The organism is Leisingera sp. (assembly GCF_034669605.1).
Taxonomy (GTDB): domain Bacteria; phylum Pseudomonadota; class Alphaproteobacteria; order Rhodobacterales; family Rhodobacteraceae; genus Leisingera.
Window position 1 is genome coordinate 12,849 of the sequence record NZ_JAXMOX010000037.1, and the last position, 14,214, is coordinate 27,062.

A 14,214-nucleotide genomic window follows, 5' to 3' on the forward strand; every position below is an offset into this window, starting at 1 on the left:
CGGCGCTATGCTGTCCACCAGCGCGCTCACTTGTTGCAAATGCAAACAGTGGCAACACCATGTGCTGCCACTGCTGAAATTGATTACTGGACCGCTGCCAGTACCTGAGCAATCACGTCCTTGCCAACTGCACCTTCAATGGTCGGCCAAACGGTGGCACGAACATGGTCAGCCATGGCTTTGCGCTCCTCATCGCTGAGCCTGAGGATGGTATAGCCGCTGTCGATCAGTTTTTGGCCAAAGGCCGCGTCATTTTCGCGGTTATACTGGAAGAATTCAGCCGAGGCCTTATCCATCGCGGCTTGGACGACAGCGCGCTGCTCGTCGTTCAGCTTGGCCAGTGTGCGCTCGGAACCGTAGTAGAAAGTCTGCTCCAGCAAGGAGTTGTATTCGATGAAGTGCGTGCCAACGTCTGACTTGGCAAAAATCGAATAGGTCGCGGTCTTGGTGCAGCAGATCGCACCGTCCACGATGCCAGACTGAAGCGCGGGAAAAATATCGCCCCACGACATGGTGGTGGCGCGGTAGCCCAGTGTTTCCACGGTGGCTTTCACCGCGTTCGAGGACCAAACGCGGATGTTCATACCCTTGTCTTCGAAATTATTCCAGTTATCGGGTTCCTTGCTGGCAACGATACCCACAAAGCCTTCCGGGTTGGCTGCCATGACTCGGACACCGTATTCGTCACTAATGTCTTGAAGGATGCGATTATAGTCGGAATCCATATCAAGCAGCACACGTTCCATGTCGTCATAGTTGCTTACCAGGAACGGCATATTCAGGAACTCGAGCCGGGAATCCGTGTCGGAATAGATCAAGGCAGAGGCAAAATCGATGTTCCCGCGGGCGACATCCTCAAACAGGGCTTCGCCTGACCCCAGCTGGCTGGCCGGAAAGACGGTCATTTCCAGACCAACATCCGCCGCATTCACGTCAGCCGCGACCTGCTCCATCATCTTTGTGCCCTGGTGGTCGATCGGAAACACACCTGCAAAGCGCAGCTTGATATCCTCGGCAAAGGCGGGTGTTGCAAACTGCAATGCAATCGTGCCGGCGGCCACTGCTGTCAACAGCTTTTTCATTCCTTAGTTCTCCATGTTGTGAAGGCGATAATTATCAAACCGGCTGCCCGGCTTCATTTCCCGCGTTTTTTTCCGGGCACACCAACTGCCATTTACGGCCCACTGTCGAAGCACCTTGAACGTGACAGGCGCTCTGCATTTCACCCGAAGCTCACAAAGTGTTCGCCAAATCCAGCCATGCTTCCTTCTCCCAAACGCAGCTGCAAGCTTTATAGTGATACAATATCCAAAATCCAATATTTCCATACATCTCAGGAAGGTTTTTCTCAACTAGTTGATATTAAATACCTTTCCAGAACACACATCGCCTTCCGGCGTTTTTATTCCGCCATGGAAGAGTTCTGGTGTCTTGAAGGCCGATGGAAAGATTCGCGCGGCGAACGGATCGTTTGAGTGTGTTGAGTTTGCGTATACTAAGACTGTTTAGAGAAGAATACGGCCTGCCTCTGGCGCAGCGTTTGGCCCACCAGTCGAGAAAGAAAGCATGAGCCCAAGGTACGTGTGAAGCAGAGTGCGGTAAGCTTTGTTAGCTGTCTCACAGAGCCAACACGGCACAAGGTGATGTTATCGGGGTGAAGCCGCCCACACCAGCAGATTATTGAGCTCCGGTCAGCCCTTGGACGATCCTTGATAATTAGTGACCTGCCACCTGCGGACTATGCGCGGACACTGACCGCCGCAATCACCCGGCCCGCTGCGCGAGAGGAAAGCTCCGCGCGTCGGGCGATTGCTCAAACTGCGTCGACCGGCGTAAACGCCAACCGGACTCAAATCTTGGTTGGATGAAAAATGAGTGGCAAGTCAGTACCGGTACAGAAATCCACCGGAGGCAAACAGGTTCTGGGTTGAAGATCAAAGATGGGCCAGCGCAATATCCGACGGCTGCGGATCATTGGCGCGATGACGCAGGTCCGATGGGCGGTCCGGAACGGCGCTCCGAGACGTTCCTGGCTGGAGCAGATGCCGGCGCGTAAACCCCGCATGTTGACCGCCATTGCACTGGCGGACAAGACCGCTCGGGCAAGCGCACCAAACCGGTCATGGGCAAGTTCATGAAAGCAATCAGCGACTTGCCTCTTGCTGCCCGAAAATCCATTACTTTCGACTGCGGCACCGAATTTGTCTCTTGGCCGCATCTGCAAGCACAGATCGGTACGCAGACATGGTTTGGCGACCCCTCTTCTGCTTGGCAAAAGGGCACGGTTGAGACCACAAACCGGCGGGCCCGGCGATGGCTCCCGCGGAAGGGCGATATCCGGCAGCTCTCAGATTACGACAAAAAAGTAATTTGCGACCGTCTAAACAACACGCCCCGCAAATGCCTTGGGTGGAAGACGCCCGCGGAGGTCTTCAGAGAGAAGAGGCGGGAAGAACTGGACCAGTCCCCCTACCCTCAAAGGCAATAGGAGTCGCGGTTCAGGCATCGTTCACACCCGTGCGGGGCGCGTGTCAGAGATTTTCCTCGACGATGCGCCAGGCGTTTTCGGCCCGGACCCGCGCCAGATGGCCAAGCTTGAGAGCTTTTTGCGACGAAGCATTGCCCTCGAGCCCGCGCTTGAAAACCCCCTGGATGATCGCGGCACTGCGAAAAAATGAAAATACCACAAAAAACAGGTGGTTGTCGATCTTCTCACGACCCGCATAGTGGCAGTAGAGGTCAATGAATTCTTGTTCGGTCGGGATACCCAAGCCTTGGAAATCCAGCCCCTTGAACTGTCCGGTAGGCAGGCTGTCGGCGTGGTAGTTGGCGCAGACATAGCCCAGATCGGCCAAAGGGTGGCCCAGGGTGCAAAGCTCCCAGTCAAGCAACGCGATCACCTCGGGGGTGCTGCTACCCACGATGGCATTACCAGGGCGGAAATCACCGTGCACGATGGCAGCCTCGTCGTCCTCTGGCAAGTTGGCGGGCAACCAATTCATCAGCTTGTCCATCGCGTCGATGGTTTCGGTTTCTGTCGCCTTATACTGCTTGCTCCAGCGCGCCACCTGACGGGACAAATAGCCCAACGGGCGGCCAAAATCGCCCAGACCGACGGCGTCAGGTTTCACCGCATGAAGCTCTGCCAGCGCCTTTATGAAGCTGTCGTAGAAGGCGCGTCGTTCCGGCGGGCTTAGTCCGGGCAGGCTGGGATCGTGGAACACCCGGCCTTCGACCATCTCCATGACGTAGAAATCGGTGCCGATCACCGAAGGATCCATACACAGGTGCAGCATTTCGGGCACCGGCACGGGCGTGTCGCGCAGCGCATGCATCACCCGATATTCCCGGTCCACTGCATGTGCTGACGGCAGCAGCGTTCCGGGCGGCTTCTTGCGCAGGACATATTTCCGGCCGCCCGCGACCAGCTGATAGGTCGGGTTGCTCTGACCGGCATTGAATTGCCGCACGCGCAAATCGCCGGAGAAGCCCGGCAACTGGTCGGATAGATAGGACTGCAGGGCGATCTCATCGAAACTGAGCGCCGCGCTGACATCGATGAGGGGCGGTCCGCCGTTCTCACTCATGGTTTTCTTCCTTTTGTGTTTCAGGTCCGGCTCATCCGTTCAAATCCGCAAAATTGCGGCCGTTGCACTGCATCTCGCGAAGTAACTCAGGGACCCGCCAGAAATGCGGGTCTTCGACTGCATAGAGTTCGATCCGCCGGATCAGTTCTGCCGGGCCGATCAGGTCGGCCTGGTGCATCGGCCCGCCGCGATGGCGGGGAAAGCCGTAGCCAAACAGCTCGACGGCATCGATATCCGCTGGGCGCAGGGCGATGCCCTCTTCCAGCACGCGCACCGCTTCGGCGATCATTGCCGTCAGGCAGCGGGCGACGATCTCTTCGCCGCTGAACGCGCGCGGCCTGAGGTTGAGCACCCGGCGCTCGGCCTCGACGATCTTCACCGCGCCCTGATTGGCTACAGGCGCTTTGCCTGCCTCGTAGATATAATAGCCCTGCCCGGTTTTCCGCCCGAACCAGCCCTGATCGCAGATCTGATCGGCCACCCGTGAATAGCGCTCTTCCGGTGGGCGCGTGGCGGCCTTGCGGTCACGTGTGGCCTTGGCGATATCCAGCCCGGCAAGGTCGTTGACCGCGAAGGGGCCCATTGCGAACCCGAAGTCCTCCAACGCGGCATCGATCCCGGCGAAATCGGCCCCGTCGAGCAGCAGGTAGTCGGCGGCGCGGCGGTACTGTGTCAGGATGCGGTTGCCGATGAACCCGTCGCAGACCCCGGCGCGCACCGGCACTTTGCCGAGCTTGCGTGCCAGTGCAAAAGCAGTGGCTACGCATTCCGGTGCGGTCTCGTCTGCGACGACCACTTCGATCAGCCGCATGATGTGCGCGGGCGAGAAGAAGTGCAGACCGATCACGTCTCCGGGTCGGGCGGTGGCCGCGGCGATTTCGTTCACGTCGAGATAAGAAGTATTCGTCGCCAGGATCGCGCCAGGCTTGCAGATCGCATCCAGCTTGGCGAAAAGCCCGCTCTTGGCCTCCATGTTTTCGAATATCGCCTCAATGACCAGATCGGCATCCTTCGCAGCATCCAAATTCTCGGTGCAACCAAACTTGCCGAGCGCGGCCTCGTGAGACTCTTCGGTCAGTTTGCCACGTTTCAATGCGCCTGCGAGGTTCTGCTCAATGCCGGAACGGGCGTCAGCAACACGCGCGCTTTGCGCTTCGATCAGGTCCACATCATATCCGCCGATCAGCAGGGATGTGGCAATGCCGACCCCCATTGTGCCGCCTCCGATAACGGCCACCCGGTTTACCTCACGCGGCTTGGCCGGTTTTTCCGGAATCCGACCTGTTGCCCGCTCGGCAAAGAAGGCATGGACCAGCCCGGCGCGTTCGTCGCCCGCCATCAGTTCCATGAAAAGCGCGCGTTCCTTCTCAAGTCCGTGATCAATTGGCAGCGTCGCGGCGCAGACCGCCTCCAAAGCCTTGAGCGGTGCCGTGAGCGTCGGTCGCTTCGATTGCAGTCGGTTCCGGGCGACTTCCACTGCCGCCGGATCTTCTGCAACCGTGCGTTCATCCGTCCGCCGAGAGACAAGACCACCCGCAAGTACATCGCGTGCCACAGCGATCCCGGCCTCTCGCGCCGGGCCGTCGGCCAACCGGTCGAGGATGCCGAGGGTTTGCGCTTCTTCCGCCGGCACGTCACGCCCTGAGCAAATAATGTCAATGGCGCTGGCCAGCCCGCAGAGCCGCGGCAGGCGCTGTGCCCCGCCAGCGCCCGGAAGCAAGCCAAGCTTCACTTCAGGCAAGCCGATCCGAAGGCCGGTCACGCCGACCCGCAGATGCGTGGCCAGTGCCAGTTCTAGCGCGCCGCCGAAGGCCACACCATGCAAAGCGGCAATTACCGGCTTCTCGCTGTCGTTCAACACCTTCAGTACCTGCGGTAGGGTCGGCTCTACGTCCGCCTTGCCGAAATCCTTGATATCCGCGCCGGCTGAAAAGAAGCGCCCCTCACCATAAAGCACGATGGCACGGATCGCAGGATCGCGCGTCAATGTCTGAAAGGCCTCGTAAACGGCGGTGCGCAGCGCCAGACCAAGCGCGTTGACGGGTGGTTTGGCAAGTCGGATCAATCCGATATCGCCCTCGATCTCGACCCCAGCGATTTCGTTGGTTTCGTCTTTCATAGCTACAGCCCCTTCGCCATTCATTCCAAACGCTCGATGATCACCGCAATGCCCTGTCCAAAACCGATGCACATCGACAGGCAACCGTAGCGCCCGCCGCTGGCCTCAAGTTGACGTAGCCCGGTCAGGATCAGCCGCGCGCCCGATGCACCAAGCGGATGGCCGACGGCAATCGCGCCGCCATTCGGATTGAGCCTTGCGTCATCGGGCGCGATGTCCAACGCGGCGCAGCAGGCCAGCACCTGAGACGCGAAGGCTTCGTTGATCTCGATAACGTCCATCTGCTCAAGGGTCAGACCCGCCCGGCCTAGCGCCTTCGGAATGGCATGGGCCGGGCCGATCCCCATCACCCGTGGCGCGACACCTGAAACCGCCCCGGCAAGTATGCGCCCGCGCGGCGCGGGGCCAAGCCCGTTGCGGCCGATCAGCAAGGCCGCCGCGCCGTCGTTAATGCCTGAGGCATTGGCGGCGGTGACGACGCCTTTGGGATCAAGCGGATGCAGCCCGGCCATCTTGCCCAATGTCGTATCCGGGCGAGGATGCTCGTCGTGCGCCACCGTCGTAACAGCGCCTTTGCGGCCCGCTATTTCGATCGAAGTGATCTCATCCGCAAAGTACCCGCCGATACGTGCGGTTTCAAAACGATGCTGACTCGTCGCGGCGAACAGATCGCAGGCGTCGCGGGACAGATCGAATTCAGCTGCCAGATTATCGGCGGTTTGCGGCATGGTTTCGCTGCCGAAGGCGTTTTGAAATTGCGGGTTGGGAAAGGGTTTGCCGGCAGTCGCGTCGTGGATTTCACCCTGCCGCGACCATGCGGTCGCGGATTTGCCCAATACAAACGGCGCGCGGGTCATGCTTTCCACGCCGCCCGCGACAAACAGATCGCCTTCGCCCACCGTTACCGCCCGTGCCACATCAAGCGCGGCCGACATGCTGGAGCCGCAAAGCCGGTTGACCGTCTGCGCACCCACCGCTTCCGGCAGACCGGCAAGCAGGGCAGAAAACCGCGCAAGGTTGCGACTGTCTTCGCCGGACTGGCAGACATTGCCCAGAACAACGTCCTCGATCTGGTCGGCTGGCAGATCACTGCGCGCCATCAGCGCTTCAATGACCTGCGCCATGAGGTCATCAGGACGTATCCCGGCAAGCGCTCCGCCATGCCGACCAAAGGGGCTGCGCAATCCATCGTAAATATAGGCGTCCAGCATTGTCTTCTCCTCGCTTCGGCTCAAGCGGCGGTAAATCGGCCGGCCTCGGCCATTGCGTCGATCGATGGCATCACCTTGACCTCAAGATATTCCTCAAGTCCAAAGGCCCCTCCTTCGCGCCCATTGCCGGACTGCTTGAAGCCGCCAAAGGGCGAGCCATAGGCGGCCCCCTGCCCGTTGATCGCCACGACCCCGGCGCGCAACTGCGCCGCGACCCGCCGCGCCCGTTCGGCGCTTCCGGTCTGGAGATAGGCGGCAAGACCGTAATCGCTGTCATTGGCGGTTCGGACCGCGTCTTCCTCGCTGTCAAAGGGGATGATCGACAGCACCGGGCCAAAGATCTCTTCGCGGGCGATGCGCATGTCGTTGTTCACGTCGGCAAAAATCGTCGGTTTGACGAACCAGCCTTTTTCAAGGCCTTCCGGTCGCCCCGGCCCACCGGCCAGCAGCCGCGCGCCTTCGTCTATGCCAAGCTGGATCATCGACTGAACCCGGTCGAATCGCATCTTGTCAAAAAGCGGCCCGATATGCCCGCCTTCCTTGGCCGGATCATCGACAACCTGTGTCTCAGCGGTCTTGCGCGCAAGGTCCAGCACCGCGTCGTAGCAGCTGCGCTCGACCAGCATTCGCGTCGGCGCATTGCAACCCTGACCGGTGTTGAGAAAGCAGCGCTGGACCGAAGCGGGCACACAGGTTTCCAGATCGGCGTCGGCAAAAACCAGATTGGCCGACTTGCCCCCCAGTTCCAGCGCAACGCGTTTGACGCTTTCGGCGCTATCGCGCGAGACCATGGCCCCGGCCCGGGTCGATCCGGTGAAGGACATCATCGCAACGTCCGGGTGGCGCGACATCGCGCTTCCCACACCAGCACCGTCCCCGAAAACCAGGTTGAACACCCCGGCCGGCAAGCCGGCCTCGTGGACGCATTCGGCAAAGATCGCAGCCGAAAGCGGCGTGTGTTCGGATGGTTTAAGAACGCAGGTCGCCCCCGCCGCAAGCGCCGGCATCACCTTCTGAGCGATCTGGTTGATCGGCCAGTTCCACGGGGTAATCAGCCCGCAGACACCAATCGGCTCTTTGCGGATGATGTCGCCGTTCGGCAGCATGTATTCTTCCTCATGCGCCTCAAGTGCGGCGATGAAGGCGTCGGCGTGACGCGGGCCGCATCCGGCTTGCGCGTTGCGGGCCAGGGTAATGGGCGCGCCCATCTCCTGACTGATCGCCTGCCCCATATCTGCTGTCCGGTCCTCCAGCGCTTGCTTGAGCGCGCGCAGATAGCCCAGCCGCTCGGACTTGGAGCTGCACGAATAGCTCTCGAAAGCACGCTTGGCGGCGGCGACGGCACGATCCACATCCGCAGCGGTACCCAGAGTGACTGTGCCGATTTGCGCTTCGGTGGCCGGGTTCATGATCGCAAAGGCCTGTCCGCTTTGACCGGCCGTCCAAACGCCGTCGATGTAATGCCTGTCTAGTGTCGTCACTTCGCCGCCCTCCTGTTCTGTCTCTTGCTCACTTGTCGGCCGCATCCAGCAGTCCGCGCTCCTCGAGCACCTTGCGGGCATGGCGGAAACACTCCAGCGACTGCGGTACACCACAATAGATGCCGACGATGTGGATGATCGAACGGATCTCGTCCTTGCTGACGCCGTTGTTGATCGCGCCGTTACAATGGATTTCCCATTCGTGCATCTTGCCGAGTGCTGCCAGCATCACGAGATTCAGCATTGAACGGGTCTTGAGGTCGATGGTCTCGTCGCCCCAGCCGAAACCCCAGCACCACGCGGTCATCGCCTCCTGAAAAGGCAGTGTGAAATCATCCGCGGCGGCGAGGTTTTTCTCGACATACTCCGCGCCGACAACCGCCTTGCGCTGTTTGAGGCCGAGTTCGAAAAGATCGTTGTTCATGTGTTTTGCTCCTTGGGACTGCGCCAGCGGGCCGGTCATGCGACCACACCTTCGGCGTATAGCGTGTCAATTTGGCCCTCGCTGTAGCCCAGCTCTCCGAGGATCTGGCGGGTGTGCTGGCCGACGGTTGGGGATTGTGCGAGATCATCGCCCGGGACAAAGGACGGCAGCCCGGGAATGTTGGGCACCGGCCAAGGGTCGTTGGCACCGGCCTGCGGCAGCCACGAAAAAACCCCGACTGCCTCGGCCTGCGGATGGTTCACGAATTCACGGTAGGTCTGCACAACCTCGTTCTGCAGCCCGGCCTCGCTAAGCAGGTCCGACAGGTCCTGGGCCTTCCAGCCTTCGGTGATCCGGCGCACGTAGTCGTAGAGAAAGTTGATATCCTCCAAGCGTCCGGCGATGGTGCGGTACTTCTCGTTGGCCCACAGGTCATCAAGCTTCAGCAGATTGCAGAAAGTCTCGAACTCGCGGTCGCGGACGATGTTGATTTGGATATGGCCATCGCTGGTCTTGAAGGTGCCCGATGGCGCGGTGGAGGCGCGTCGCGGCCCGGTGCGAAAACCGCTAAGCAGCCGCACCGCCTGAATGCTCGCCGCCGCTTCCAGCAGGCTGACCTCGATCTTGCGGCCTTCGGCTGCATCACGCCGCGCATAGAGTGCCGCCGCGAGGGCCTGTTGGGCATAGAGCCCGGTCGACATGTCGAAATAGCTGACCGGGGTGTGATGAGGCGTGCCATCCATGCCGGTGTTCTCGGCGACAAAGCCGCTGAAAGCCTGCAGCATCGGGTCCATCGCGGGGCGGTCACGCATCGGTCCGCACTGGCCGAAGCCGGAAACCGAAACGTAGATCAACCCCGGATTAAATGCCCGCAGCCGCTCGTAGCCATAACCCAGCCGTTCTGCCACCCCGGGCCGGTAGCCCTCGATGAAGACATCGGCCTCGGCGATCAGCTTGTCGACGATCTCGCGGCTCGGCGCGCTCTTAAGGTTCATCGCCAGCGCCCGCTTGCCGCAGTTGGCGACGATGGAATAGGCAGTGTGATCGCCGTAGACGCCGCCGATCAGGCGCGCCCAGTCGCCGCCCTGCGGCTCGATCTTGATCACATCCGCGCCCTGCTGGGCCATCAGCATCCCGCAATAGGGACCGGCAAGCCCCTGCGAAAGATCGACGACCTTCAGCCCTTCATACGGCATTTCGAAACTCATGATCGTTTCCTCTTTTCAAGGACCTCGAAAACCCGGGTGAAGTCCGATTCCGGCGGCAGGCTGTCTTCGACAAGGCTCCAGACCTCCGCCACACGTTCGCCCAACAGGTTTGAGGTTCCGGCCTCTTGGACGAACTCGTTGTAAAGGCGAACGTCCTTGTTAAGCAGTTCCGCGAAGAAGCCTGCGTCATATGTGCCCGTCAGGATGCGATTGGGGAATTTATCCTCGATGGCCGTGTTGTTGCCGGTCGAGACCTTCACCACGTCAATGATGGTCTTCATCTCAACGCCATGCGCCAGACCGAAGAGCACCGCCTCGGAAGACGCCGCCATGGCGGTGGCGGACAAGAAGTTGTTGAGAAGCTTCACCGCCTGCCCCTGCCCCGGCGTTTCGCCAACATGGAAGGTGTTCTTGCTGAACAGATCAAGGATCGGCTGGTGCCGTTCCATCTGTGACTTGGGGCCGGACCAGATGATGGTGATCGCGGCCTTCAGCGCGCCCTGGCGTCCACCGCTGACCGGCGCATCGACAAAGGTCATTCCCGCGCCCTGGATGGTGGCGGCGGCCTCTTTCGCGGCGGCCGGGCCGATGGTGGACATGTCGATAACGACCTTGCCAGAGACATTGTCCATCGCGGCAATCTCGGCGGTGACCGCGTTGACGATCTTGCCGTCGGGCAGCGACAGGAAAATTGTGTCAGAGCGGTCGATGACCTCGGCCAGGTCGCCGGCCTCGGTGGCACCTTCGGGTGCGCGGCCCGGTACGCGGTCATAGCAGATCAGCGGCGTCTCGCCCTTGGCGATGAAGGCGGCCATGGGCTCACCCATCTGGCCCAAGCCGATGAATCCGATGGTTTCGGGTGCAGACATATCAGCGCTCCTCGGTCTGGTATTTGCGCAGTTCGAGCCGCGCGATCTGGTTCTGGTGCACTTCGTCCGGACCGTCAGCGAGCCGGATGGCACGCGCCCTTGCATAGGCGTAGGACAGGCCGAAATCGTTGGAGACGCCGGCGGCGCCGTGCGCCTGGATCGCCCAGTCGATGACCTGGGCGGCCATGTTCGGCGCCACCACCTTGATCATGCCGATCTCCTTGCGGGCTTCCTTGTTGCCGACTTTGTCCATTCGGTCGGCGGCCTTCAGCGTCAGCAGCCGCGCCTGATCGATCAGGATGCGCGACTGGGCAATCCGCTCGCGGGTGACGCCCTGGTCGGACAGGGGCTTTCCGAAGGGACTACGGGTCAGCGCGCGTTTGCACATCTTCTCCAGCGCCACCTCGGCCTGGCCGATCATGCGCATGCAGTGATGGATGCGCCCCGGTCCAAGCCGCCCCTGGGCGATCTCGAAGCCGCGGCCTTCGCCCAGAAGGATGCTGGAGACCGGAACCCGCACGTTGTCATAGATGATCTCGCCATGCCCATGCGGCGCGTCCGAGAAGCCGAAGACGGGGATCATGCGCTTGATCGTCAGCCCGGGCGTGTCGCGGGGGACAAGGATCATGCTCTGCTGACGGTAGGGGTCCTCGCCATCGGGGTCGGTCTTGCCCATGACGATGAACAGCTTGCAGCGGCTGTCGCCCGACCCGGAGGTCCACCACTTGCGGCCGTTGATGACATATTCGTCGCCGTCCCGGGTGATGGTCAGGCTGATGTTGCGCGCATCCGAGGAGGCGACGTCGGGCTCGGTCATGGAAAAGCACGAGCGGATTTCACCGGCCAGCAGCGGCTCCATCCATTGCTTCTTCTGCTCTTCGGTGCCGAAGCGCTCAAGCGTTTCCATGTTGCCGGTATCGGGAGCGGAACAGTTGAAGACCTCGGCCGACCAAGGCGCGCGGCCCATGATCTCGCACAGCGGCGCATATTCGAGGTTGGTCAGCCCGCCGCCCTTGCCGCTGTCGGGCAGGAACAGGTTCCAGAGCCCGGCCTCGCGCGCCTTGGGCTTGAGTTCTTCGATGATCGGCACCCCACCCCAGTTTTCCCAGTGCTCGACGCCATAGCCCATGTCCTGCAACTGCCGGGCGTAGAGGTCCTGGTTGGGATAGATGTGCTCGTCCATGAAGGCGTTCAGCCGGACGCTGAGGTCCTGCACCTTGGGGCTCAGATCGAAATCCATTGATTTTACTCCACTTTTTTCCGGCTCTTGGCCTATGTCAGGCCGCAGGAGACCACCGGCCACACAAGGGCCGTTGCGCCACCTCCCGCGGCGAAGTTCTTCTTTTCAGGTCAGCGCGGGCCTTACGGGCCGACGATGGTGGTACCGCCGTCGACGACGATAACCTCCCCGGTGATGAATCTGGCCGACGGGCCGGCCAGGAAAGTAGCGACCCCGCCGATGTCCTCGGGCTCACCGAGCCTCCGGACAGGGGTGCGCGCGATGCGGTCGTCACGCAGGCTGTCGTTTTCCCACAGGGCGCGGGCGAAATCGGTCTTCACCAGTCCCGGCATGATGCAGTTGACGGTGATATTCTTAGGCCCCCATTCCACCGCCAGCGAGCGGGTCACACCCACATCGGCAGTCTTGGAGATGCCATAGGCCCCCAGCGTGGCCGAGCCGCGCAAGCCCCCGATCGAGGAGACGATGATAAAGGCGCCACCCCCGGCCTCGGCCATGTGCGGCATGGCCGCGTTGGCGAACCAAATCGCGCTGTGCACGTTCGAGGTCATCACCTTGTCGAAGGCCTCGTCGGTCAGATCAGCCAGCGGTCCGTAGACCGGGTTAACTGCCGCGTTGGCGACGAAGATATCGATCCGGCCCCATGTTTCATGGGTTTTCGCTACCAGTGCCTCGCATTCGTCTCGGCGCGAGATGTTGCAGGCGACAGCGATGGCCTCGCCTCCAGAGGCGCGGATTTCCTCGGCTGCTAATTCGCAGGCGTCCAGCTTGCGGCTGGCAATGGCGACCTTGGCGCCCATCGCGGCGAGATGATGGGCGATGGACAGGCCGATCCCCTTGCTGCCGCCGGTCACGATGGCGACTTTGCCATCTAGTGAAAATGGGTTCTTCATGGTCTTGTCTCCGTTGGTATGGGCCATGCGGGCGTGTCCTGCATCCGCAGTTGCAGCCGGTCGCCGGTATAGGGATTGGCCTCGGCCACTTCTTCGTCGAGTTCGACGCCGAGCCCTGGCGCGGTCGGCGGGATGATATAGCCCTCTTCCCAGCGGATCGGGGATTTGAGAATCTCGGCATGAAAGCCACCCCATTGCTCGATCCCCTCCATGATGAGGAAGTTCGGGCTACAGGCCGAAACCTGGATATTGGCTGCGCCGACAATCGGTCCGCAGAACAGGTGTGGTGCGATCTGCGCGTGAAAGGCCTCCCCCATCGACGCGATCTTCTTTGCCTCCAGTATCCCGCCAACACGACCAAGGTTCATCTGAAGGATTGAGGCGGCATCCTGACGTAAGAGGTCGGCAAATTCGTACTTGGTGGTCAGCCGTTCACCGGTCGCCACCGGAATCCGAGTGCCGGCTGCAACCCGCGCCATGCCCTCGATATTGTCGGGCGGCGTCGGCTCTTCGAACCAGAGCGGATCGTGCGGCTCGAGCCGCCGTGCAAGCCGCAGCGCCCCTGACGGAGACATCTCGCCATGCGTGCCGATCAGGATATCACAGGTCGTGCCCACCGCTTCGCGGACGCGCGCGGTATAGCGGTCAGCAAAGTCCAACGTTTCCATCGAAAGCTGCCGAGGATCGAACGCAGTGTATGGCCGCGCCGGGTCGAATTTCAGCGCGGTAAAGCCTTGCGCGACGTATTCCAGCGCCCGCTCTGCCGCTGCATCCGGATCGTCATAGACCTTCTTGTTCGAAACAGCATCTGGCGGGGCATTCAGATAAGTGTAGCTGCGCAGGCGTTCGTGCACCTTCCCACCGAGCAATTCGTAAACCGGCTTGTCGAGCGCCTTGCCGATAATATCCCACAGCGCCATCTCGATGCCGCTGAAGATGCCCATCACGGTAGGATCGGGGCGCTGAGAGAAGCCGGCGGAATAGACAAGGCGGAAGTGCCGTTCGATCTTGAACGGATCCGATCCAACAAAATGACGCTCGAACATGTCGTCGATCATCGCGGTCAGCGCCCTAGGGTGGAAAACCACGCCGTAAATTTCGCCATAGCCGACGATGCCGCATTCGGTCGTCACCTTGACGAAGACCCAATAAGGCCCGCCCCGGTGGATCGATTTGTTTCCG

13 protein-coding genes and 1 pseudogene are annotated in these 14,214 nt (G+C 61.0%); 3 read left to right on the top strand and 11 right to left on the bottom strand.

Annotated features, from left to right (window positions below):
* Positions 1-83: 83 nt before the first annotated feature.
* The gene (gene dctP / locus VOI29_RS06785; RefSeq protein ID WP_323777034.1) at positions 84-1,082 is read right to left on the bottom strand and encodes a TRAP transporter substrate-binding protein DctP; all 999 of its coding nucleotides are present in this window, start codon (positions 1,080-1,082) and stop codon (positions 84-86) included.
* Between the two features lie 18 nt (positions 1,083-1,100).
* Between dctP and VOI29_RS06790 the strand changes: the two genes are divergently transcribed.
* The 3 genes and pseudogenes from VOI29_RS06790 (at position 1,101) to VOI29_RS06805 (ending at position 2,488) form a co-directional block, all read left to right on the top strand.
* A complete protein-coding gene (locus VOI29_RS06790; RefSeq protein WP_323777035.1) occupies positions 1,101-1,475 on the top strand; it encodes a hypothetical protein in 375 nt (124 codons plus the stop codon).
* 411 nt (positions 1,476-1,886) lie between these two features.
* Positions 1,887-2,138 (top strand): annotated as a pseudogene (locus VOI29_RS06800) (hypothetical protein); the annotation flags it as partial.
* Positions 2,135-2,488: an IS30 family transposase gene (locus tag VOI29_RS06805; protein ID WP_323777056.1), complete on the top strand. Its 354-nt coding sequence runs from the start codon at positions 2,135-2,137 to the stop codon at positions 2,486-2,488. The pseudogene VOI29_RS06800 and the gene VOI29_RS06805, both read left to right, overlap by 4 nt.
* Positions 2,489-2,531: 43 nt before the next feature.
* Here VOI29_RS06805 and VOI29_RS06810 read toward each other — a convergent pair whose 3' ends face one another.
* The 10 genes from VOI29_RS06810 to VOI29_RS06855 form a co-directional block, all read right to left on the bottom strand.
* On the bottom strand, positions 2,532-3,587 hold the full coding sequence (locus VOI29_RS06810) for a phosphotransferase family protein (protein WP_323777037.1): 1,056 nt from the start codon (positions 3,585-3,587) through the stop codon (positions 2,532-2,534).
* 31 nt (positions 3,588-3,618) lie between these two features.
* Entirely contained in the window at positions 3,619-5,706 is a 2,088-nt protein-coding gene (locus VOI29_RS06815) for a 3-hydroxyacyl-CoA dehydrogenase NAD-binding domain-containing protein (RefSeq protein WP_323777039.1), read from the bottom strand.
* A gap of 20 nt (positions 5,707-5,726) precedes the next feature.
* Entirely contained in the window at positions 5,727-6,917 is a 1,191-nt protein-coding gene (locus tag VOI29_RS06820; RefSeq protein ID WP_323777041.1) for an acetyl-CoA C-acyltransferase, read from the bottom strand.
* A 20-nt stretch (positions 6,918-6,937) separates the two neighbouring features.
* Positions 6,938-8,398, bottom strand: coding sequence for an aldehyde dehydrogenase family protein (locus tag VOI29_RS06825; RefSeq protein WP_323777043.1), 1,461 nt, complete (start codon positions 8,396-8,398; stop codon positions 6,938-6,940).
* A 28-nt stretch (positions 8,399-8,426) separates the two neighbouring features.
* Positions 8,427-8,822: a carboxymuconolactone decarboxylase family protein gene (locus VOI29_RS06830; protein ID WP_323777045.1), complete on the bottom strand. Its 396-nt coding sequence runs from the start codon at positions 8,820-8,822 to the stop codon at positions 8,427-8,429.
* Positions 8,823-8,857: 35 nt separating this feature from the next.
* On the bottom strand, positions 8,858-10,030 hold the full coding sequence (locus tag VOI29_RS06835; RefSeq protein ID WP_323777047.1) for a CoA transferase: 1,173 nt from the start codon (positions 10,028-10,030) through the stop codon (positions 8,858-8,860).
* Positions 10,027-10,899, bottom strand: coding sequence for an NAD(P)-dependent oxidoreductase (locus VOI29_RS06840; protein WP_323777048.1), 873 nt, complete (start codon positions 10,897-10,899; stop codon positions 10,027-10,029). The genes VOI29_RS06835 and VOI29_RS06840 overlap by 4 nt, the downstream gene beginning before the upstream one ends.
* A gap of 1 nt (position 10,900) precedes the next feature.
* On the bottom strand, positions 10,901-12,139 hold the full coding sequence (locus VOI29_RS06845) for an acyl-CoA dehydrogenase family protein (protein WP_323777050.1): 1,239 nt from the start codon (positions 12,137-12,139) through the stop codon (positions 10,901-10,903).
* Between the two features lie 122 nt (positions 12,140-12,261).
* Positions 12,262-13,059 carry an SDR family oxidoreductase gene (locus VOI29_RS06850; RefSeq protein WP_323777052.1) on the bottom strand — a complete coding sequence of 266 codons (798 nt, stop codon included), beginning with the start codon at positions 13,057-13,059 and terminating at the stop codon, positions 12,262-12,264.
* Positions 13,029-14,214: mandelate racemase/muconate lactonizing enzyme family protein (locus tag VOI29_RS06855; RefSeq protein WP_416361490.1), on the bottom strand; the 1,186-nt coding region annotated here is incomplete at its 5' end. The genes VOI29_RS06850 and VOI29_RS06855, both read right to left, overlap by 31 nt.

Coding starts and splice junctions, on each gene's coding strand:
- dctP (WP_323777034.1), bottom strand. CDS start 1,082: ATGAAAAAGCTGTTGACAGCAGTGGCCGCCGGCACGATTGCATTGCAG.
- VOI29_RS06805 (WP_323777056.1), top strand. CDS start 2,135: ATGAAAGCAATCAGCGACTTGCCTCTTGCTGCCCGAAAATCCATTACT.
- VOI29_RS06810 (WP_323777037.1), bottom strand. CDS start 3,587: ATGAGTGAGAACGGCGGACCGCCCCTCATCGATGTCAGCGCGGCGCTC.
- VOI29_RS06815 (WP_323777039.1), bottom strand. CDS start 5,706: ATGAAAGACGAAACCAACGAAATCGCTGGGGTCGAGATCGAGGGCGAT.
- VOI29_RS06820 (WP_323777041.1), bottom strand. CDS start 6,917: ATGCTGGACGCCTATATTTACGATGGATTGCGCAGCCCCTTTGGTCGG.
- VOI29_RS06830 (WP_323777045.1), bottom strand. CDS start 8,822: ATGAACAACGATCTTTTCGAACTCGGCCTCAAACAGCGCAAGGCGGTT.
- VOI29_RS06835 (WP_323777047.1), bottom strand. CDS start 10,030: ATGAGTTTCGAAATGCCGTATGAAGGGCTGAAGGTCGTCGATCTTTCG.
- VOI29_RS06840 (WP_323777048.1), bottom strand. CDS start 10,899: ATGTCTGCACCCGAAACCATCGGATTCATCGGCTTGGGCCAGATGGGT.
- VOI29_RS06845 (WP_323777050.1), bottom strand. CDS start 12,139: ATGGATTTCGATCTGAGCCCCAAGGTGCAGGACCTCAGCGTCCGGCTG.
- VOI29_RS06850 (WP_323777052.1), bottom strand. CDS start 13,059: ATGGCCCATACCAACGGAGACAAGACCATGAAGAACCCATTTTCACTA.